This window comes from Glycomyces sp. NPDC021274 (assembly GCF_040641195.1).
Classification (GTDB): domain Bacteria; phylum Actinomycetota; class Actinomycetes; order Mycobacteriales; family Micromonosporaceae; genus Glycomyces.
The window spans coordinates 1-19,070 of the sequence record NZ_JBFADC010000008.1; the positions used below are offsets into that span (position 1 = coordinate 1).

Consider the following 19,070-nt stretch of genomic DNA (forward strand, 5'->3'; position numbering starts at 1 on the left):
GCTCCCCCACCCCACTGTGTTGGTTGGGCGTTTTGGACTGTACACGCCCGCCGGTTTGGGGGCTGCCCTTTTAATGGCCCCCCCCCCCGGCGCGGGGGGCCCCCCGCCCCCCCGCTCCGGCGTGGTGCTCCATTACTCGGACAGCGCCCTAACGGGCGGTCTTGTCCAGTCCATCGCGCAGATCCTCCAGTGTGCGGTGGAGGAGCCGGGAGACGTGCATCTGCGAGATGCCCACCTCCTCGGCGATCTGCGTCTGCGTCATGTCGCCGTAGTACCGCAACGCCAGGATCTTGCGCTCCCGCTGCGGGAGTTCCTGGATGAGCGGCACGAGCGATTCGTGGTTCTCCACGAGTTCGAGAGCGGCGTCCTCCTCGCCCACCGACTCGGCGAGCGTCGAGCGCTCCCCGTCGGCGAACGGCGGCTCGTCGAGCGAGACCGCCCGGTAGGCCTGCCGGGCTTCGTAGCCTTCCTGCACCTCGGCGACGGTGATCTCGAGGTGCTCGGCCACTTCCTCGTCCGTCGGCGGTCGTCCGAGTCGCTGCGACAGCTCGCCGCCCGCCTGGTTCAGCGCGATCCGCAGCTCCTGCAGCCGGCGCGGCACCCGCATCGGCCAGCTGGTGTCGCGGAAGTGCCGTCGCACCTCGCCCATCACCGTTGGTACCGCATAAGAAAGGAAGTCCGCCCCCTGGTCGGGATCGAAGCGATCCACGGCGTGGATGAGGCCCACTGAGGCGACCTGCACGAGGTCGTCCTTGGCGATGCCCTTGCCAGCGAACCGCTGTGCGATGTGCTCCGCCAGGGGAAGGTGGCCGGTGACCAGTCGATCCCGCACCTCTGCCCGGCGCGGGTCGTCCTCGTCGAGGGAGGCCAGCTCCCTGAATAGCGGCGCGAGGTGCCCGTACTCGTCGGAGCCCTTGCGCTTGCCTTCTGTTCGTTTGTCCGCCATGCGATCGCCCTCCAGTCCTTGTGGACATCGGTTGAAGCATGTTGCCCGCTCGGGGGGCCTGACGCTTCTCATTGTAAGTCTCGGCGCGAGCCTTGGGCAAGAATAAAAGAGGTTAATTTCGGATTATTGGGGAGTTACGGGACCTGCGGGGACACTCATCCCATATTTCGTTGTTACTGCGCGGTTGGGTACCCTTTGCCCGCCGATCCGAAACCTCCCGCTGTGCCCGTCGTCACCGGAGGCAGCAATGCGGCCGCTCCCGCACCGGTCAGAGGCCGGTGGTCTCGCGGTACTCGCCCCACTCCACGCGCAGCACGCCGCAGATCTCCCCCAGGGTCGCCTCGGCCCGGGCCGCCGCCAGGATCGGCTCGATGAGGTTCGCCGTGCCCTTTGCGGCCGTGGCGATCTCGGCCAGCGCGCGGTCGACGGCGGCGTTGTCGCGTCCGGCGCGACGGCGTGCGAGCACGGCGTTCTGCTCGCGTTCGACGTCGCCGGAGATGCGGAGGATCTCGAGGTCGGGGGTGACGGTGTCGTGGAGTTCGGTGACGCCGACGATGTGCTTGGTGCCGTCCTCGAGCTGCTGCTGGTAGGTGAAGGCGGCCTCGGCGATCTCGGCGTTGAACCAGCCGTCCTCGATGCCCTGCAGGATGCCCGAGGTGACGGGGCCGATCTCGTGGCGCGGCGCCGCTTCGCCGGATGCGTCGACGTCGCCGGAGCGTGCGGCGGCGTCGATCTTCATGGCCTCCAAGGCGGCTGCGGCGGGGTCCTCGCCGCGCCCGACGGCGCCGGCGGCGTCGGTCATGGGCACGGTGCCGCCGAGGGCGAGGATCTGGAGGAAGATCTTCTCGGCCTCGGCCTCGATCTTGTCGGTGAGGGCCTCGACGTACCAGGAGCCGCCGAGCGGGTCGGCGACGTTGAGGACGCCGGTCTCGTCGCGCAGCACCGACTGGGTGCGCAGGGCGATCTCGGCGGACTGGTCGGTGGGGAGCGCGAGGGTCTCGTCGAGTGCGTTGGTGTGCAGCGAGTTCGTGCCGCCCATGATGGCCGCGAGGGCTTCGACGGCGGTGCGCACGACGTTGTTGTAGGGCTGCTGCGCGGTGAGGGAGACGCCGGCGGTCTGGGTGTGGAAGCGGAGCCACTGGGCGCGGTCGGTCGTGGCGCCGTAGACGTCCCGTAGCCAGCGGGCCCAGATGCGGCGGGCGGCGCGGAACTTGGCGATCTCCTCGAAGAAGTCGATGTGCGCGTCGAAGAAGAAGGAGAGCCCGGGGGCGAAGCGGTCGACGTCGAGGCCGCGCGAGAGGCCGAGTTCCACATAGGAGAAGCCGTCGGCGAGGGTGAATGCGAGTTCCTGCGCGGCGGTCGATCCGGCCTCGCGGATGTGGTAGCCGGAGACCGAGAGCGGCTTGTAGCGCGGGATGTTCTCGGCGCAGTACTCCATAAGGTCGCCGATGAGGCGCAGGTGCGGCTCGGGCGGGAACAGCCACTCCTTCTGGGCGATGTACTCCTTGTGGATGTCCGTCTGGAGTGTGCCGTCCAGTGTGGCGATGTCGACGCCCTGGCGTTCGGCGGCGGCGAGGTACATGCAGAAGATGGGGATCGCGGGCCCGGAGATGGTCATGGACGTGGTGACGCCGCCGAGGTCGATGCCGTCGAAGAGGCGGTCCATGTCGGCGGTGGAGTCGATGGCGACGCCGCAGTGGCCGACCTCGCCGAGGGAGGCGGCCTCGTCGGAGTCGCGGCCCATGAGGGTGGGCATGTCGAACGCGACGGAGAGGCCGCCGCTGCCCGATTTGAGGAGCATCTTGTAGCGGGCGTTGGTCTGCTCGGCGTTGCCGAAGCCGGCGAACTGGCGGATCGTCCAGGGGCGGCCGCGGTAGCCGGTGGGGTAGAGCCCGCGGGTGAAGGGGAACTCGCCGGGCCAGCCGATGCGGTCCATGCGGGGGTCGGCCACGCCTTCGGGCGGGCCGTAGACCGGTTCGGTCTCGAGCCCCGAGAGGGTGGTGAAGTCGGCCTCCCGTCGAGCGGCGGACTCGTAGCGCTGCTCCCAGCGCTTCCGGCCTTCGGCGATCGACTCAGCGTCCACGGTGACACCCCATTTTCGGTCGTTCCTGCCGCGCCGGCCCCGACGTGGCCGCGGGCTCGTGGCCCGCGGACGCCCGATGCGGCCGCTTCGGCGAGCCCCGGTCAGGCTCACGGCCCATACTACTGAACGCTCGTTCAGGTGCACAGGATCGCGAGCCTCCGGATCATCGTATGAGGTTCGGGAGTGTCTACGCAAATCGGGCGCCCGGGGGCCCCCATTTCAATCGTGCCGCACGGGTCCGACATCGCGCGCAACGCGAAGCGCGGTCGCATCAGCCGATCGCAGCGTGAAGCCCGGTCATGTCGGCCGAGCGCCATGTGCAACGCAGCCGCGTCAGTCGATGTCCCGCCAGGCGCGGAAGGCCTCGAGCTCGACGGCCACGAGCTGGCCGGGGTGGAAGAGGCCGTTCACGATCACCACGGTGGCGGTCGGCTTGACGACGCCGAAGAACTCGCCGTGGACCCGGCCCACCGGGTCGGCGTGGGCCGGGTCGGTCACATAGAGGCGGGAGCGCACCACGTCAGAGACGCCCGCCCCGGCGTGGACCATCGCGTCCAGGGCGGTGCGGAAGGCCTCGCGGGCCTGCCCGGCGGCGTCGCCCTTGAGATGCGGGCGCGCTTCGACATCGGCGGTGCAGGCACTGGTGAGGACCAAGGGCCCCACCGCGACCGCCCGCGAGTAACCGTAGAGCTGCGCCCACGGCCCGGTCTCCGGTACCCGTTCGACCAATGCCATGCGCGCCTCCCCGGTGGTTACAGTCCTTTCAACAGGTTCAACGCCTCAGCGACCGTGAAGTTACGCTCATACAGGGCCGTTCCGACAATGGCACCTTCGACGCCGATGCCCGTCAGGCCGGCGAGGGCGCGGAGGTCGTCGAGGGAAGAGACGCCGCCGGAGGCGATCACCGGCTTGTCGGTGGCGTCGCATACCGAGCGCAGCAGGTCCAGGTTCGGGCCCGAGAGCATCCCGTCGCTGTTCACGTCGGTCACGACGTACCGCTCGCACCCGGCGCGCTCGAGCCGCTCCAGGGTCGCGAAGAGCTCGCCGCCCTCGCGGGTCCAGCCGCGCGCGGCCAGGCGCCCGCCCTTGACGTCGAGGCCGATCGCGACCCGGTCGCCGTATTCGCCGCAGATCCGGTCGCACCACTCGGGGTTCTCGAGCGCGGCGGTGCCGATGTTGACGCGGCGGGCCCCGGAGTCCAGGGCGCGCGTGAGGGTCTCGTCGTCGCGGATGCCGCCGGAAACCTCCACTTGCATGTCCACTTTCGACACGACCTCGGCGAGCAGCTCATGGTTCGTCCCGCGCCCGAAGGCCGCGTCGAGGTCGACGAGGTGCAGCCACTCGGCGCCCTGGCGCTGCCATTCGAGGGCCGCCTCGATCGGGTCGCCGTACGCCTTGCCGGAGCCGGCCACGCCCTGCACGAGCTGCACGGCCTTGCCGCCGGTCACGTCGACGGCCGGAAGAAGCTGAAGTTCGGTCATGTCATGCCTTTCAGGAAGCCAGGTCCTTGATCCAGTTGGACAGCAGCGCGTACCCGGCGTCGCCGGACTTCTCGGGGTGGAACTGGGTGGCCGCCACCGAGCCGCGCTCCACGGCGGCGATGAACGGCTCGTCGTGCGTGCAGATCGCGGCCAGCGCCCCCGGGGGCACCGCCTTGGCGGCGTAGGAGTGCACGAAGTAGAACCGCTCGGCGGGATCGATGCCGGCGAAGAGCCGCATCCCTTCGGCCGCTTCGACGGTGTTCCAGCCCATGTGCGGGATGCGCTGGGCCGCAAGGAGTTCCACGCGGCCCTCGAAGACGCCGACGCCGCGGGTCCTGACGCCGTGCTCGACGCCCTCCTCGAAGAGCACCTGCTCGCCGACGCAGACGCCGAGCACGGGTGCTCCGGCGGCGGCGCGCTCGCGGATCACCGCGTCCACACCGTGCTTGAGGATGCCCTCCATGCAGGCGGCGTACGCGCCCACGCCGGGCACGAAGAGCCCTGCGGCGCGGCGGGCCTTGTCGAGGTCGCTGGTGAGCTCGACGTCGGCTCCGGCCCGCTCCAGGGCGCGGAACGCGGAGCGGAGGTTGCCCGAGCCGTAGTCGAACAGGGCCACACTGGGTTTCGCCATCGGACTCCCCTAGCCGTAGATCAGGTAGACGCCGCCGAGGAACGCGGCCACGGCGCAGGCCGCGACGATGATCGCGGCGGCGTACTTCTCGTTCTTGCGCAGGGTGATCGAGCCGCCGAGGAGGACGCCGGCGACCGCCATGAGCAGGATCGGGCCGGCGTAGCTCACAGCACGCCCTTGGTGGACGGGATGTCGGTGCCGTCGATGCGGGTGGCGTACTTCAGGGCCCGCGCGAGGGCCTTGAACTGGGCTTCGATCACGTGGTGCGCGTCGGGCTTCTGGCCGGGGTTGGAGGCGCGGAGCACGGTGACGTGCAGGCAGATCCGGGCGTGGTACGCGAACGACTCGAGGATGTGGCGGGTCATCGAGGTCGGGTAGTCCGTGCTGATCATCGGGGCGATGTCCATCGGCTCCTCGTGGACCATGTACGGGCGGCCCGAGAGGTCGACGACGGCGCGCGCGAGTACCTCGTCGAGCGGCACGGAGGCGTCGGCGAAGCGCACGACGCCGGCCTTGTCGCCCAGGGCCTCGGCGAAGGCCTGGCCGAGGGCGATCGCGGTGTCCTCCATCGTGTGGTGGGAGTCGATGTGGAGGTCGCCCTTGACGGCGATCTTGATGTCGAAGCCGCCGTGCTTGCCGAGCTGGTGGAGCATGTGGTCGTAGAAGCCGACGCCGGTGGAGATGTCGACGGTCTTCTCGGTGCCGTCGAGGTCGACGTAGACGTCGACGCTGGTCTCACCGGTGGTGCGGACGATGTGCGCGGTGCGGCTCACGGTTGTTGCTCCTGTTGCGTTTCAATGGCGCGGCCTTCAGAGGCACGATCGAACAGTTCGGGTCGCTGCGCGAGCGCGGTGTCGAACGCGTCGAGCAGCGCGGTGGTCTCGTCCTCGGTTCCGGCGGTGATCCGCAGGCGGCCGGGGAGGCCGACGTCGCGGATGAGGACGCCCCGGTCGAGGACGGCGCGCCAGACGGCGGCGGCGTCGCGGAGGCCGCCGACGAGCACGAAGTTCGCGTCGGAGTCGGCGACCGGCAGCCCCTTGGCGCGCAGGTTCTTGACGATGCGGTCGCGCTGGTGCTTGAGCTCGTCGACCTCGGCCTGGAGCTGGGCGGCGCACGCGAGCGCGCCGCGCGCGGCGGCCTGGGTGATGCTCGAGAGGTGGTACGGCAGGCGCACCAGCAGCAGCTTCTCGACCAGCTCCGGGTCGGCCGCGAGGTAGCCGACGCGGGCGCCGGCGAACGCGAAGGCCTTGCTCATGGTGCGGGTGACGACGAGGCGCTTGCGGCCTTCCAGGCGGCCCAAGGCGGTCGAGCGCGGGTCGCGGGCGAACTCGGCGTAGGCCTCGTCGATCACGACGATGCCGCGGGCGGCCTCGTACGCGGCGTCGATGACGGCGGGTTCGAGCGCGGTCCCGGTCGGGTTGTTCGGCGAGACGAGGAAGACCACGTCCGGGTCGTGCTTCACGATCGCCGCACGCACGTACTCGGGGCTGAGCGTGTAGTCGTCCTCGCGTCCGGCGTCCACGAAGGCGGTGCCGGTGCCGCGGGCGAGCAGCGGGTGCATCGAGTACGAGGGCATGAAGCCGAGCACGGTGCGGCCCGGCCCGCCGAAGGCCTGGAGCAGCTGCTGCAGGATCTCGTTGGAGCCGTTGGCGGCCCACACGTGGTCGGCCGTCAGGCCGTGCCCGCCTCCCTTTTGAGCAAGGTAGGAGGCGAGGTCAGCGCGAAGCGCTGACGCGTCGCGGTCCGGGTAGCGGTTGAGGCCGCGCAGTTCGCGCCCGATGAACTCGGCGACCACGGCCGCCACCTCGTCGGGGATCGCGAACGCGTTCTCGTTGGTGTTGAGCTGGACGGGAACGTCGAGCTGCGGCGCGCCGTACGGCGACTGCCCGCGCAGGTCCTCGCGGAGCAGGTTCTCGATCTCGCTCGCCCTCCCGTCGCCCGCCACCGCCCGAACCGGAGTGAACTCGGTATTCATTTCGTCTCGAATCTCGCGGACACGGCCTCGCCGTGCGAGGGCAGGTCCTCGGAGTTCGCGAAGGCCACCACGTCGTCGGCGACGACGGCGAGCGCTTCGCGCGTGTAGTCGATGATGTGGACCGCGCGCAGGAACGTGTGGACGCTCAGCCCGGCCGAGTGGCGGGCGCAGCCGCCCGTGGGGAGCACGTGGTTCGAGCCGGCGCAGTAGTCCCCGAGGGAGACCGGCGAGTAGGCGCCGACGAAGATCGCCCCGGCGTTGCGGATGCGCAGGGCCACCTCGCGGGCGTCCGCGGTCTGGATCTCGAGGTGCTCGGCGGCGTACGCGTCGGCCACGGCCACCGCTTCGTCGATGTCGGCGACGAGGATCGTCCCGGACTGCTCCCCCGCGAGCGCGGTCGCGATGCGGCCGGCGTGGCGGGTGTCCGGCACGCGGCGCACGAGTTCGGCGTTCACCGCGTCGGCCAGGTCGGCCGAGTCGGTGATGAGGACCGAGGCGGCGGCCGGGTCGTGCTCGGCCTGGCTGATGAGGTCGACGGCCACGTGGACCGGGTCGGCGGTCGCGTCCGCGATCACGGCGATCTCCGTGGTCCCGGCCTCGGCGTCGGTGCCCACGAGGCCGCGCACGGCCCGCTTCGCGGCGGTGACGTAGATGTTCCCCGGGCCGGTGATCATGTCGACCGGGGCGCATTCCTCGGTCCCGAAGGCGAACATGCCGATGGCGGCCGGTCCCCCCACGCTGTAGACCTCGTCGATGCCGAGCATCCCGGCGACGGCGAGGATGCCCTGGTCGGGCAGGCCGCCGTTGTTCTTCTGCGCGGGTGACGCGAGCGCGATCGAGCCGACCCCGGCGATCTGGGCCGGGACGGCGTTCATGATCACGGAGGAGGCGAGCACGGCGAGGCCGCCGGGCGCGTACAGGCCCACGCGGCCCACCGGCAGGTACCGCTCGGTGACGGTGCCGCCGGGCGCGACCTCGGTGGCGACCTCGGGGAGGCGCTGGGCCTCGTGCGCGGCGCGCACCCGGTCGATCGAGGTCTGGTAGGCGCGGCGCAGCTCGGGGTCGAGCTCATCGACGGCGGCCTTGATCGCGCCGTCGGGGACGCGCAGGTGCTCGAGCCGCACGTGGTCGAAGCGTTCGACGATCTCCACGACCGCGGCGGTCCCGCGATGCTTGATGTCGTCGATCAGCGGCTGGACCGAGCGCAGGGCCTCGCTGACGTCGAACGCGGCGCGCGGCATCAGCTCGCGCAGGGCGCGGGCCGAGTAGCCGGGTACTTCTCCTGAAAGATCGATGCGTCTGAGCACGGTCCAAGCGTAGTAGCCCGGCTTTCCAGGTCAAAAGGCATACCGCTATTCGGGAGCGTCTGTTCGAAGACTGGGCCGACGTGACCAGCCCGCGCAGACGGTGTAAGTGAAGGTCGCGGCGAGGGCCATGACCGCCAGGGCCCCGAGCTGGAGCGAGTCGAGGGCCGTTGTGAGGTTGCCGACCTTCAGCGCCGCCCACGCCGCGGCGGGGTCGAGCTCGACGAACAGGACCGACGGCGGGCGCCACATGTGGGCGCCGACGGGGGCGTGCTCGACCGAGTCCCAGAAGTGCTGCCATTCCTTCGCGCCGATCTTCCACGCCACCACCTGGCAGCCGATCGAGCCGATGACCAGGCCGAGCAGGAGCAGCGGGCCGCGCCGCTCGCGCATCGCGGCCCAGGTGAAGGCCGCCGCGAGGATGCCGAGGACCAGGCCGATCCCGGCGAACACCAGATCGCCTTCGACGTAGCCGCTCGGGTAGGTCTCGACCGAGGCCCAGCCGCCTTCGACGACCACGAACTCCACGCGCGGGGTGGCCACCTGCCACAGCATCGCGGCCGGGACGCCGATCGCGGTGAGGACGACGGCCAGGAACCCGGCGGCGAGCAGGTCGCGGCCGATCGTCCGCTCCGAGCGGGTGCGCCTGCCGTAGACGTGCGCATCGCCCTCGCGGGGAGCGGCGCCCTGGGAGCCGGCCGGGTCCGCGGGGGCGACGGCCGCCCCTTCCCTGCCCGCACTGTCGTCCGGACGGAGGTTCACGGTGCGCTCGGCGTCGTCAGTCACGCCTGGAATCCTGCCACAGCGGCGCCCGCGCCCGTCAGGGATGTACGGGAGCGGACGGTGCGGAACGCGGCGGTTACAAACCGTCGACAATGGTTGCGGCGGCTTCGAACCACGCCGCGCGCGTCTCCGGCCGGAGCGCCGAGAACTCGATCTTCGCGCCCGGCTCGAGCGACGGGTCGTACGGCACCACCGCGCACGCGCGGGTGCGCTGCGAGAAGTGCCGCTGGAGGTCGTTCAGGAGCGGCCCGGGGTTCGGGGTCGGCATGGACAGCAGCGTGACCGCGTTCTTGACGAGGTTCCCGTAGCCGCCCTCCTCGAGGTGGTCGAGCATCCAGTCCGCCGAGAACGCCGCGTCCTCGCGGGGCACGGTGGTGACCACGAGCCGGTCCACCGAGGAGACCACGGTGCGCCAGTTCGGGGACTCCACGTTGTTGCCCGTGTCGATGCAGACGATGCCGTGGGTGCGCGTGAGGATGTCGAGCACGCGCAGCACCGTGGTCGGGTCGAGGCGGCGCTGCAGCTTCGGGTCCTCGTCGCCGGCGAGGACGTCGAAGGAGCCGTCGGAGGAGTGGCGCAGGAACTCGTCGAGGTGCTCGGGCAGGTGCACCCCGGCGGCCTCGACCTGGTCGAGGTGCTCCACGAGGTGGCGGATGGTGCGCCCGTGCCGCGCGGACCCGGCCCGCAGGCCCAGCGTGCCGCGCAGTTCGTTGTCGTCCCAGGCGATCACGCCGCCGTTGCGGGCCGTGCCCATGGCCGCGGCCGAGAGCACGGTGGCGGTCGTCTTGTGCACGCCGCCTTTGGGGTTGATGAAGGCGATGACCCGGCTGCGGCCGAGGTCGCGGCGCAGGCGCTGCAGCGCTACGGGACTGGGCTCGGTGTGCTGCTGGCGGCGCGGCTGCGGCGGCAGGCCCTGCTGGGGCGGACGCACCTGGCCCGCGATCTGCGCGGCGCTCGGCGGCGTCTGCGTGGCGACGGGAGGGCGGCGGCCCGCGGTGGGCACGGAGTAGTGCGCCTGGCCGGGCGGCGGCCCGACCGGCGGCGAGGGCGGGTAGGCCTCGCGCGGCGGGGGCGTCGGGGTCTGCTGCGCGCCTCCGGCACGTCCGCGACCGCGTCCCAGGAGCTTCTGCCAGCGGGAACCGTCTGACCGGTCGTTGTTCCAAGCTTCGGGCGTGTTCACTCACAACCTCCTCTCGGGCGGACCAATCCGCGGCTCGCAGCTGCGCTGCGGCCGACTGAAGCGTCGCCACCCCGACCGGAAACCATTACCACCCGCGACTATTAGATCACGACGATCCCTCAAGGCCCGTTGCGAATCGCGGGCCCGCGGGCCCGGGGGTGAGGCGTGCGTTACGCCCGGTGCGACGATGCCGCGAGCGCCGCCGCAGCGTCCTCTCAGAACGGCGTCCTTCGGAAGCTGCGACCTTCAGAGGTCCAGTCTAGTGGCTCCCTAGGAGTCCTCTCGCAACCGCGCCAGTGCCAATTCGAGGTCCGCGGGGTAATCACTCGTGAAGGTGACCGTCGCGCCGCGCGTCGGGTGCGCGAACTCCAGGCGGTACGCGTGCAGCCACTGGCGGGTCAGGCCCAGCCGCTCGGCCATCTTCGGGTCCGCACCGTAGGTCGCGTCGCCCACCAGCGGGTGCCCGAGAGCCGAGAAGTGCACCCGGATCTGGTGCGTCCGACCGGTCTCCAGCCCGACGTCCATGAGGGACGCCCCGGGGAAGACCTCGATCGTGTCGTAGTGCGTGACGCTCGGCTTGCCGTCCGCGACGACCGCCCACTTGTAGTCGTGGCGCGGATGCCGCCCGATCGGGGCGTCCACGGTCCCCGAGAGCGGGTCCGGATGCCCTTGGGCCACCGCGCGGTACCGCTTCGACACCCGGCGCTCCTTGAAGGCACGCTTGAGCTCGGAGTACGCGGCCTCGCTCTTGGCGACCACCATCAGGCCCGAGGTGCCCACGTCCAGGCGGTGCACGATCCCTTGGCGCTCATCGGGTCCGTGGCTCGAGATCCGGTACCCGGCGGCGGCGAGGCCGCCCGTCACCGTGGGACCCGACCAGCCCGGACTCGGGTGCGCCGCGACGCCCACGGGCTTCATGACCACCACGATGTCGTCGTCGTCGAACACGATCTCCAAGCCCTCGACGGGCTCGGCGGACCGCACCAGCAGGTCCTCGGGCGGCGGCGGGAGCACCACCTCCAGCCAGGCCCCGGCGGTCACGCGCTCGGACTTGGTCTGGCACGGCGCCCCGTCGATCGTGACATCGCCGTCCGCGACCAGCTCGGCGGCCACGGTCCGGGACAGGCCCAGCAGGCGCGAGACGACCTGGTCGACCCGCTGGCCCTCGAAGCCCTCGGGCACCGGCAGGGCGCGCGTCTGGCGCGCGGCCACGCCGCTCATGCCGTCTCCTTCTGCTTGCCGCCCTTGCTCGGCGACGCCTTGCGGGACTCCGGCGAGAAGCCGTGCCCGGTCAGTTCGAGCAGCACGATGAGCACCACGCCGCAGCACAGCGCGGAGTCGGCGATGTTGAAGATCGGGAACGCCTGCGCGTCCGGCTTGAACACGCTGATGAAGTCCACGACGTGCCCGTGCGCGAAGCCCGGCTCCCGGAAGTACCGGTCGAACAGGTTCCCCGCGGCGCCGCCCAGGACCAGGCCGATCGCGATCGCCCACACCGGGTACACGATCCGGGTCGAGAGCACGATCAGGAAGACGACCACCGCCGAGGCGATGATCGTGAAGATCCACGTGTAGTCCGTGCCGAGGCTGAACGCCGCCCCCGAGTTCCAGGTCAGGTCCAGGTACACCAGGCCCCCCAGGATCCGCACCGGATCGGACGGTTCCAGGTTCGCCTCGGCCAGGTTCTTGGTCCACTGGTCGAGACCGACCGCGAACACCGCCAGCAGCAGTGCGGCGATCGTCAGCCCGGCCCTCCGGGCGGGCATCCTCTTGTCAGGGGTGGTGGTCTCGTCGGGACCCGAACCTGCGTCGGTCTCGGGCTGCGTGTCCTCGCTCAGCGTCGCTCCTCCAGCTGTTTGCAACTGACGCAGAGGGTAGCCGACGGGAACGCGGCCAACCGCGCCGCCGGGATGGGATTACCGCACTTCTCACAGAAGCCGTAGCCGCCCTCGTCGAGGCGTTCGAGCGCGTGGCTGACCTGCCGGATGCGCTCGGAGAGCGAACCGGCGACCGCGACCTCGTGCTCATGCTCGACGGTCTTGGAACCGGAGTCGATCTGGTCGTCCCCGGCGGTGTCGCTCAACCGCTCGCGCTGGGCGAGGGTGATCGAGTCGGTGTAGCGCTGCTGCTCCTCCACCAGCTCGTCCAGCCGCTCCTTCAGGGCGGCGCGCAACTCGGCCTGCTCGCTCTCGGTGCGCAGCTGCTGGGCGTCGTCCACGACAGTGCTCTCCTCGACAGTGTCCTCCTCGACGGCCGGCGCGGGCGGCGCCTGCTTCGCGGCCTTCTTGGCGGCGGTCTTCTTCGCGCCCGTCTTCGCCGCACTCGCCGTGGGCGCTTTCGCGGCGGCCTTCTTCACCACCGCCTTCTTCGCGGCGGCCTTCTTGACCGCTTTCTTCGCTGCCTGCTTCTGGGTCTTCTTCGCTGGACTCATGACGCGCCTCTGGAGGGGTATGTCGGCTCGGGTTCCGGTGGCGTCAGCGCACGGCGGCGCCGCAGCTGCGGCCCGCATCGGGTGTTCGGCATGGCGGCTCCCGAAATCGCGTACTCGTGACGGCCTCGTCGAAACGAGGACAATGCGCGTCAGGCCCCGCCGAGGCGGGGGCCTGCCGCGCAATAAGCACACAGGATACGCAAGTCCTGCAAGTAGGTCAATTACTTCGGGAACTTGGGTCCGGACTGCGCGTCACCGGGAGCGTGATCGCGAGCAGCGGCGTTGAGGCAATCCTTTGCCGGACGAGCCGCCGTCAGCGGCTCCCTGCGGTGGGCACGAGGAGCAGCCGCGAGACCGGCTCGCACATCGCGCACGGGGTGAAGCCGAGCTCGAGCGCCTCCGAGACCGCCAGCGGCTCGTGGTCGCGCCCCGTGAGGTGCGCGCACGCCGAGTGGTGGAAGCGGGGGCGGCCGTCGACGACGGCGACCTCGGTGTCGAGCCGCATGAGGGCCGCCGACTCGACGCTCGTCATGCGCTGCTCGGTCGGCTCGCCGACCGTGGACTCGGGGGCGCGATGGCGGTTGAGGGCGTCGCCGCGGCTCTGCCGCGGCGGGACGTCCTCGAACCGGATCTCCGGATCGCGGTCCACCGCGTAGTCCGTGGGCTCGAAGACCTTGCCCTCGAGGAGCGGCATCTCCGTGGTCGGGGTGTCGTCCAGGCCTATCCGGCGGAACTGCTGGGTGTCGTCGTCGTCAGGTCGGCGCGGCGACCGCTGCGGGCCGCGCGTCGAGCCGGCTCCGTGCTGGGCCACGCGGGGGCGCTTGGCGCCCCGGCCGCGAATCCCGGCGTACAGGGCCACGCCGGTGGCCAGACTCGCCGCGATGGACGAGACCAGCAACTGGTTGTTCCCGGTGATCATGCCTGTGACCAGCAAGACCGCCGCGGTGACGAGGATCAGCAGGCTGCTGACGATCACGTCGATTCCTCCCCTGCGCAAGGTAGCGGGGCCCTCGCGCGGTCCTTCGCGGTCCCCGAACAGGGACCGCGGCATCGTTGAAGCATGGTGGTGAAGCGTGGTGCGGCGGTGAGGGCGGCGGCGCTAGCCGCGCCCTCACCCGCTCAACCATGATTAACGAGGCGATCCCCGTTCAGGTTATGGCCTGGCGAGGCCATTCTGCGGCGCTCGCGAGCCCTGCCGGAGGAGGATGTCCCGGGGAAGGAGCGGGAGGGGCTACCCGCGCCCGCCCTGCATGACGAACGCGGATCTGGCGCCGGTGCGCTCGTTCGGGGCCGTCTGCTGCGGGGCCTCTTCGAAGCCCTCGTCCTCGGTGCGGCCCTGCTGGCCGTTGAGGTCGCGCAGCTGGCTCTCGAGGTAGAGCTTCAGACGAGTGCGGTACTCGCGCTCGAAGGTCTTCAGCTCCTCGATGTTCTTCAGCAGCGACGAACGGGAGTCCTCCAGCTGGCCGATGACCTTCTGGCGCTCCTGCTCGGCTTCCATCTCCATGCGCTCGGCCTTGTCGCGGGCCTGGCCCACCAGGTCCTCGGCCGCGGCACGCGACTCGGTGACCAGGGACTCGGACTCGCGCTGGGCGTCGTGGAGGAGGGCCTTGGACTCGCGCTGAGCCTCGGCCATCATGGTCTTCGACTCGCGCTGCGCCTGCGAGACCATCGTCTGCGCCTCGCGCTGGGCCTCGGTGACCATCGACTGGGCCTCGCGCTGCGCCTCACCGAGCACGGTGTCGGCCTCCCGGCGGGAGTCCTCCAGGTGCTCGTCGGCGGTGCGCTGGGCGACCATGAGGAGGCGCAGGGCCTCCTGCTCGCCGCCGCCGGAGGGGGCGGAGGCCTGCTGCTCCGGACCGCGCTGCGCGAGTTCCTGCTGGAGCTGCTGCGCCTGCTGCTGAGCGGCCACCATCTGCTGGTGCATCTCGTGCAACTCGCCGTCGAGCTCCTGGAGCTGCTGCTCCATGGCGTGCTTCTCCCGCTGCACTCGGTCGAGTGCGGCGGCCATCTCGGCGTGGTCGGCTGCCCCGGGGGGAGCGCCGGCGCGGAGACTCTCGAGCTGTGCGCGAAGTTCGCCGTTCTCATCGCTGAGGCGTGCGAGCTCTCGCTCCACCTCATCGAGGAAACCGTCGACCTCGTCCTCGTCGTATCCGCGCTTCCCGAGCATGGGTTTCTTGAACGTGACGTTGTGAACGTCGGCTGGGGTCAGCGGCATTCGAAACTCCTTCTCAGCTGTTCGCCTGGCGCACAAGGCCACTCAACACGATAACCGTGCCTCGCACCCCCGCCCGGCGCCGCTAGACGATGAGGTTCCTGATGACTACGTCCATCAGGATCCACACGCCCAAGAGCAGCGCCAGGAACGCCAGATCAATCGATACACTACCAAGCCTGAGAGGCGGAATCACCTTCCTCAACCCCTTCAGGGGAGGGTCGGTCACGCTGTAGACCGTCTCCAGGACCGCCGCGGACTTCGGTCCGGGCTCCCAGCGGCGGGCGAACTGCACCACCACGCTGCACACCAGACGGGCCAGGAGGAAGAGGTAGAACGCGAAGAGCGCCAGATAGATCAGCTGCAGTGCCAGGTTCACGGTTCGCAGTGTATCCCTCGGATCAGGGCTGGTTGAAGAAGCCGCCCTCGGCGATCTTGGCCTTGTCCTCCGCCGTCACCTGAACATGCGGCGGCGAGAGCAAGAACACGCGGTTGGTCACCCGCTCGAACGAGCCGCGGGTCCCGAAGATGAGGCCCGCCGCGAAGTCGACCAAGCGCTTCGCATCGGCCTCCTCCATCTCCGACAGGTTCATGATCACCGGGGTGCCGTCGCGGTAGCGCTCGCCGATCGTCCGCGCCTCGTTGTACGTCGTCGGGTGCAGCGTCGTGATCCGGTAGTTCGCGTGCGACTCCTCCTCGGCCGGGACCGGCCGCACCGTCGCGGGCTCGGCCAGCGCGAGGTTGTCGCGCGTCAGGGTCTCCCGGACACCGGGCTCACGGGAGGAGAGCGGTGTCACCGAACCGGAGCCGCGGTTGAGCTGGCGGACGGGGCTGCGGTCGTCGGACGCGGTCCGGCCGACCCGGCCGGTGGTGCGCTGCGCGCCCCGCACCCGCTGGGGTGCCGCCGCCTGCTGCTGCTCCTCGGCGAACTCGTCGTTGTCCTCGTAGCCGTTGCCGTAGCCGCGATCGTCCTCGTCCTCGATGAGGCCGAGCCAGATGCCTGCCTTCCGCATCGCGCCCATCGATCGTGCTCCCTCCTCGGGCCGCCCCTGTTGAGTCAGGTACGCGGTCTCATCCTAGCGCCGACTCCTTACACGGAGGTGATTTTGCCCGACTAGTCAACTGTCCTCGTGCGGCTATTTGTCCACTGCTGCCCCACACCTTACGCCATCGGTTCACGTTCGCCGAGCACGTTTCTGCCCAGTCTGACCATTGTGGCCCCCGCGAGGACCGCGGCCCGGTAGTCGCCGCTCATGCCGGCGGAGACCTCGGTCGCGCCGGGGTCGACGCGCTGCACGGTCGCGGAGCATTCGGCAAGCAGCGCAAAGGCTTTGGCGGGGTCCCAGCCGAGGGGGGCGACGGCCATGACGCCTTTGAGGGTGAGTGCGGGGGCGGCGGCGATCGCTTCGGCGAGCGCTTCGAGGCCTGTGACGGGCACCCCGCCGCGGGCGGTGTCGCCGTCGAGGCTCACCTGGATGAGCGCGTTCAGGTTGCGGCCGTGGGCGGTGGCGGCGTTGCCGAGGGCGTTCGCGAGGGGGGCGCGGTCGACGGAATGCACCCAATCGGCGTACGCGGCGACGGAGCGGGCCTTGTTGCGCTGGAGCTGTCCCACGAAGTGCCACACGGGTTCGAGGCCGGCGGCGGCGAGTGCGGCGGCCTTCGGGGCGGCCTCTTGGTCGCGGTTCTCGCCGAGGTCGGCCTGGCCGAGTTCGACGAGGGCGGCGGCGTCGGCGGCGGGGAAGGTCTTGGTGACGGCGATGAGGCGGACCGAGTCGGCGGGGCGGCCGGCGTCGGAGCATGCGGCCGCGATGGCCTCGCGCGTCCGGTCGAGGTTGTCCTGCAACTGGATTCGGCGCGATCGGGTGGTCAAGGGTGGAGGTCCTAGCGGGTCGGCTGCGGTGAGCGGGTGGTTCGCGGGCTTCGTCGGTGCCGTCGCATTGCGCGTTGTCGGCGCGTCCGCACTGCGTGCTGCGTGCTGCGTCGGCGCTTCGCACCGGCGCCGACGGGCCGCCGAGACTGTCGGGTCCCGACGGTCCGCCGCCGCTAGAAGCCGTCTTTCAGGAAGGCCGGGACGTCGACGTCGTCGAACAGCACTTTGCCGTTGCTCGACTCGCGCTCCGGCTCGGGCTTGGTCTCGCGCACCGGCTCGGGCTTCTGCTCAGGCAGTGCGGTGATGCGGCTCGGCTGGGCCAGTTCGAATTCGGCCTCGTCCTCGACGTCGAAGCCGGCGGCGATCACGGTCACGCGGGCCTCTTCGCCGAGGGCGTCGTCGATGACCGCGCCGAAGATGATGTTCGCGTCGGTGTGGGCGCAGTCGGAGACGAGCTCGGCCGCGTCGTTGATCTCGAACAGGCCGAGGTCGGAGCCGCCGGCGATCGAGAGGAGGACGCCGCGGGCGCCTTCCATGCTCTGCTCCAGCAGCGGCGACTCGATCGCGGCGCGGGCCGCTTCGACGGCGCGGTTCTCACCGCGGGCCGAACCTATGCCCATGAGCGCCGACCCCGCTCCGCTCATGACGCTCTTGACGTCCGCGAAGTCGAGGTTGATGAGGCCGGGCGTGGTGATGAGGTCGGTTATGCCCTGGACACCGGAGAGCAGCACCTGGTCGGCGAGGCGGAACGCGTCCATCATGGAGATCGAGCGGTCGCCGAGGTGCAGCAGCCGGTCGTTCGGGATCACGATGAGCGTGTCGCACTCGTTGCGCAGATCGTCTATTCCCGAGACCGCCTGGGTCTGGCGGCGCTTGCCCTCGAAGGCGAACGGCCGGGTGACCACGCCGATCGTGAGCGCGCCGAGCTTGCGGGCGATGTTGGCGATGACGGGCGCGCCACCGGTGCCGGTGCCGCCGCCTTCGCCGCAGGTCACGAACACCATGTCCGCTCCCTTGAGGACTTCCTCGATCTCGTCGCGGTGGTCCTCGCAGGCCTTGGCCCCCACTTCGGGGTTGGCGCCCGCGCCGAGACCGCGGGTCAGTTCGCGGCCCACGTCGAGCTTGACGTCGGCGTCACTCATCAAGAGCGCCTGCGCATCGGTGTTGATGGCGATGAACTCGACGCCTTTGAGGCCCGCCTCGATCATCCGGTTGACAGCATTGACGCCGCCGCCTCCGACTCCAACGACTTTGATCACGGCGAGGTAGTTGTGCGGTGGTGTCATCGCTGCTGCCTTCCTTCCCCTTCGGCCCTGGGTACGGCAAACGGGATGTGCGCGCACACCCGCTCCCCCCTTAACGCTAACTCACAGTGGGGGCATCTGGTGCGCTGACATCGACATGTTCGTACCCGCCCGCCAACAATCGATCGGCGACCTCGGCTTTCTGCTCGCTTTCGGAACCGTCGCCCCACCGGAGCGTCCGTCCATCTTCGAGATACAGGGTGACGCTCGCCGGGGACGGCGAGGCCACGTGTTCCACCTCGTCGGCGAGGGCTTGCGGGAGTGCCTGCAGCACTATGAGGGTCTCGATCGTGGCCAGGTCGCCCGGTCCGGGGTCGGCGAGCTCGACCCTCCAAATAGATCCGGGAGCGGCGTCGGTCTCGTCGAATACCACACCTTCGACATCGACCATGAGAAAAGTCTCTTCGCCCACCGGAACGGCCATATAAGGCTCGCGTTCGGTGACGGCGACGCTCACCGCGTCCGGCCACGCCCGGGTGACCTCCACGGATTTGACGGGGGCGAGCCCGGCGACGGCGTTCGCGATCGCGTCGAGGTCGGCACCGAGCACGGAGCGGCCCACCGCATCTTGGCCGAGCACGGCGACCTCTTCAGGGGTGAGCACCGAAGTGCCGGTGACCTCGATCCGCTCGACCTCGAACAGCGGTGTGGTCCAGACGATCACGAAGGCCAGCGCCAGCACGGCGAGCATGCCGGTCGCGATCCACCGCAGCCGCCGATTGGGCAGCTTGCGGCGCACTACGTGGACGAGCCGCCAGGGCCCGGGTTCGGGCGTGTTCTCTGGGCCGCGCATGGGTCGATGATTCCACGTCCCGGCCCCTCGGCGGTGGCGGCTCGCCCGGCCCCTCGGATAAGGTAAGGCAAACCTTA

General features: G+C 70.3%; 21 protein-coding genes. All 21 read right to left on the reverse strand.

All coding sequences use genetic code 11. From position 1 onward, the window contains the following. Nucleotides 1-148: 148 nt before the first annotated feature. Nucleotides 149-946 (reverse strand): SigB/SigF/SigG family RNA polymerase sigma factor, encoded by a 798-nt coding sequence (locus AB0I03_RS17860; RefSeq protein ID WP_360413909.1) that lies wholly within the window; start codon nucleotides 944-946, stop codon nucleotides 149-151. A 268-nt stretch (nucleotides 947-1,214) separates the two neighbouring features. After that, on the reverse strand, nucleotides 1,215-3,029 hold the full coding sequence (locus tag AB0I03_RS17865) for a methylmalonyl-CoA mutase family protein (protein WP_360413912.1): 1,815 nt from the start codon (nucleotides 3,027-3,029) through the stop codon (nucleotides 1,215-1,217). A 333-nt stretch (nucleotides 3,030-3,362) separates the two neighbouring features. Further along, complete coding sequence (locus tag AB0I03_RS17870; protein ID WP_360413915.1) at nucleotides 3,363-3,764, reverse strand: Rid family hydrolase; 402 nt, start codon at nucleotides 3,762-3,764, stop codon at nucleotides 3,363-3,365. Between the two features lie 17 nt (nucleotides 3,765-3,781). Next, nucleotides 3,782-4,510, reverse strand: coding sequence for a bifunctional 1-(5-phosphoribosyl)-5-((5-phosphoribosylamino)methylideneamino)imidazole-4-carboxamide isomerase/phosphoribosylanthranilate isomerase PriA (priA, locus tag AB0I03_RS17875; protein WP_360413918.1), 729 nt, complete (start codon nucleotides 4,508-4,510; stop codon nucleotides 3,782-3,784). A gap of 10 nt (nucleotides 4,511-4,520) precedes the next feature. Further along, the gene (gene hisH, locus AB0I03_RS17880; protein ID WP_360413921.1) at nucleotides 4,521-5,141 is read right to left on the reverse strand and encodes an imidazole glycerol phosphate synthase subunit HisH; all 621 of its coding nucleotides are present in this window, start codon (nucleotides 5,139-5,141) and stop codon (nucleotides 4,521-4,523) included. A 9-nt stretch (nucleotides 5,142-5,150) separates the two neighbouring features. Then, nucleotides 5,151-5,309: a hypothetical protein gene (locus AB0I03_RS17885; protein ID WP_360413924.1), complete on the reverse strand. Its 159-nt coding sequence runs from the start codon at nucleotides 5,307-5,309 to the stop codon at nucleotides 5,151-5,153. Next, nucleotides 5,306-5,914: an imidazoleglycerol-phosphate dehydratase HisB gene (gene hisB, locus AB0I03_RS17890; RefSeq protein ID WP_360413927.1), complete on the reverse strand. Its 609-nt coding sequence runs from the start codon at nucleotides 5,912-5,914 to the stop codon at nucleotides 5,306-5,308. Before hisB ends, AB0I03_RS17885 begins: the two co-directional genes overlap by 4 nt. Next, complete coding sequence (locus AB0I03_RS17895) at nucleotides 5,911-7,116, reverse strand: histidinol-phosphate transaminase (RefSeq protein WP_360413930.1); 1,206 nt, start codon at nucleotides 7,114-7,116, stop codon at nucleotides 5,911-5,913. The genes hisB and AB0I03_RS17895 overlap by 4 nt, the downstream gene beginning before the upstream one ends. Continuing rightward, nucleotides 7,113-8,423, reverse strand: a complete 1,311-nt coding sequence (gene hisD, locus AB0I03_RS17900; RefSeq protein WP_360413933.1) for a histidinol dehydrogenase — start codon at nucleotides 8,421-8,423, stop codon at nucleotides 7,113-7,115. Before hisD ends, AB0I03_RS17895 begins: the two co-directional genes overlap by 4 nt. A 45-nt stretch (nucleotides 8,424-8,468) precedes the next feature. Next, entirely contained in the window at nucleotides 8,469-9,206 is a 738-nt protein-coding gene (locus AB0I03_RS17905) for a hypothetical protein (protein ID WP_360413936.1), read from the reverse strand. A gap of 73 nt (nucleotides 9,207-9,279) precedes the next feature. Continuing rightward, on the reverse strand, nucleotides 9,280-10,383 hold the full coding sequence (locus AB0I03_RS17910) for a chromosome partitioning ATPase (protein WP_360413939.1): 1,104 nt from the start codon (nucleotides 10,381-10,383) through the stop codon (nucleotides 9,280-9,282). 270 nt (nucleotides 10,384-10,653) lie between these two features. Continuing rightward, a complete protein-coding gene (locus AB0I03_RS17915; RefSeq protein WP_360413942.1) occupies nucleotides 10,654-11,604 on the reverse strand; it encodes an RluA family pseudouridine synthase in 951 nt (316 codons plus the stop codon). Next, nucleotides 11,601-12,245: a signal peptidase II gene (lspA, locus tag AB0I03_RS17920; protein WP_360413945.1), complete on the reverse strand. Its 645-nt coding sequence runs from the start codon at nucleotides 12,243-12,245 to the stop codon at nucleotides 11,601-11,603. Before lspA ends, AB0I03_RS17915 begins: the two co-directional genes overlap by 4 nt. Beyond that, nucleotides 12,218-12,601, reverse strand: coding sequence for a TraR/DksA family transcriptional regulator (locus tag AB0I03_RS17925; protein WP_360414468.1), 384 nt, complete (start codon nucleotides 12,599-12,601; stop codon nucleotides 12,218-12,220). The genes lspA and AB0I03_RS17925 overlap by 28 nt, the downstream gene beginning before the upstream one ends. A 526-nt stretch (nucleotides 12,602-13,127) precedes the next feature. After that, nucleotides 13,128-13,790, reverse strand: a complete 663-nt coding sequence (locus AB0I03_RS17930; protein WP_360413948.1) for a hypothetical protein — start codon at nucleotides 13,788-13,790, stop codon at nucleotides 13,128-13,130. Between the two features lie 255 nt (nucleotides 13,791-14,045). Next, nucleotides 14,046-15,029 (reverse strand): DivIVA domain-containing protein, encoded by a 984-nt coding sequence (locus AB0I03_RS17935; protein WP_360413951.1) that lies wholly within the window; start codon nucleotides 15,027-15,029, stop codon nucleotides 14,046-14,048. Nucleotides 15,030-15,111: 82 nt separating this feature from the next. Next, entirely contained in the window at nucleotides 15,112-15,405 is a 294-nt protein-coding gene (locus AB0I03_RS17940; RefSeq protein ID WP_360413954.1) for a YggT family protein, read from the reverse strand. A 22-nt stretch (nucleotides 15,406-15,427) separates the two neighbouring features. Beyond that, entirely contained in the window at nucleotides 15,428-16,048 is a 621-nt protein-coding gene (gene sepF, locus AB0I03_RS17945; protein WP_360413957.1) for a cell division protein SepF, read from the reverse strand. 140 nt (nucleotides 16,049-16,188) lie between these two features. Then, a complete protein-coding gene (locus AB0I03_RS17950; RefSeq protein ID WP_360413960.1) occupies nucleotides 16,189-16,896 on the reverse strand; it encodes a YggS family pyridoxal phosphate-dependent enzyme in 708 nt (235 codons plus the stop codon). Nucleotides 16,897-17,069: 173 nt separating this feature from the next. Further along, nucleotides 17,070-18,182, reverse strand: a complete 1,113-nt coding sequence (gene ftsZ / locus AB0I03_RS17955; RefSeq protein ID WP_360413963.1) for a cell division protein FtsZ — start codon at nucleotides 18,180-18,182, stop codon at nucleotides 17,070-17,072. A 76-nt stretch (nucleotides 18,183-18,258) separates the two neighbouring features. Continuing rightward, nucleotides 18,259-18,993 (reverse strand): FtsQ-type POTRA domain-containing protein, encoded by a 735-nt coding sequence (locus AB0I03_RS17960; protein WP_360413966.1) that lies wholly within the window; start codon nucleotides 18,991-18,993, stop codon nucleotides 18,259-18,261. Nucleotides 18,994-19,070 lie beyond the last annotated feature (77 nt).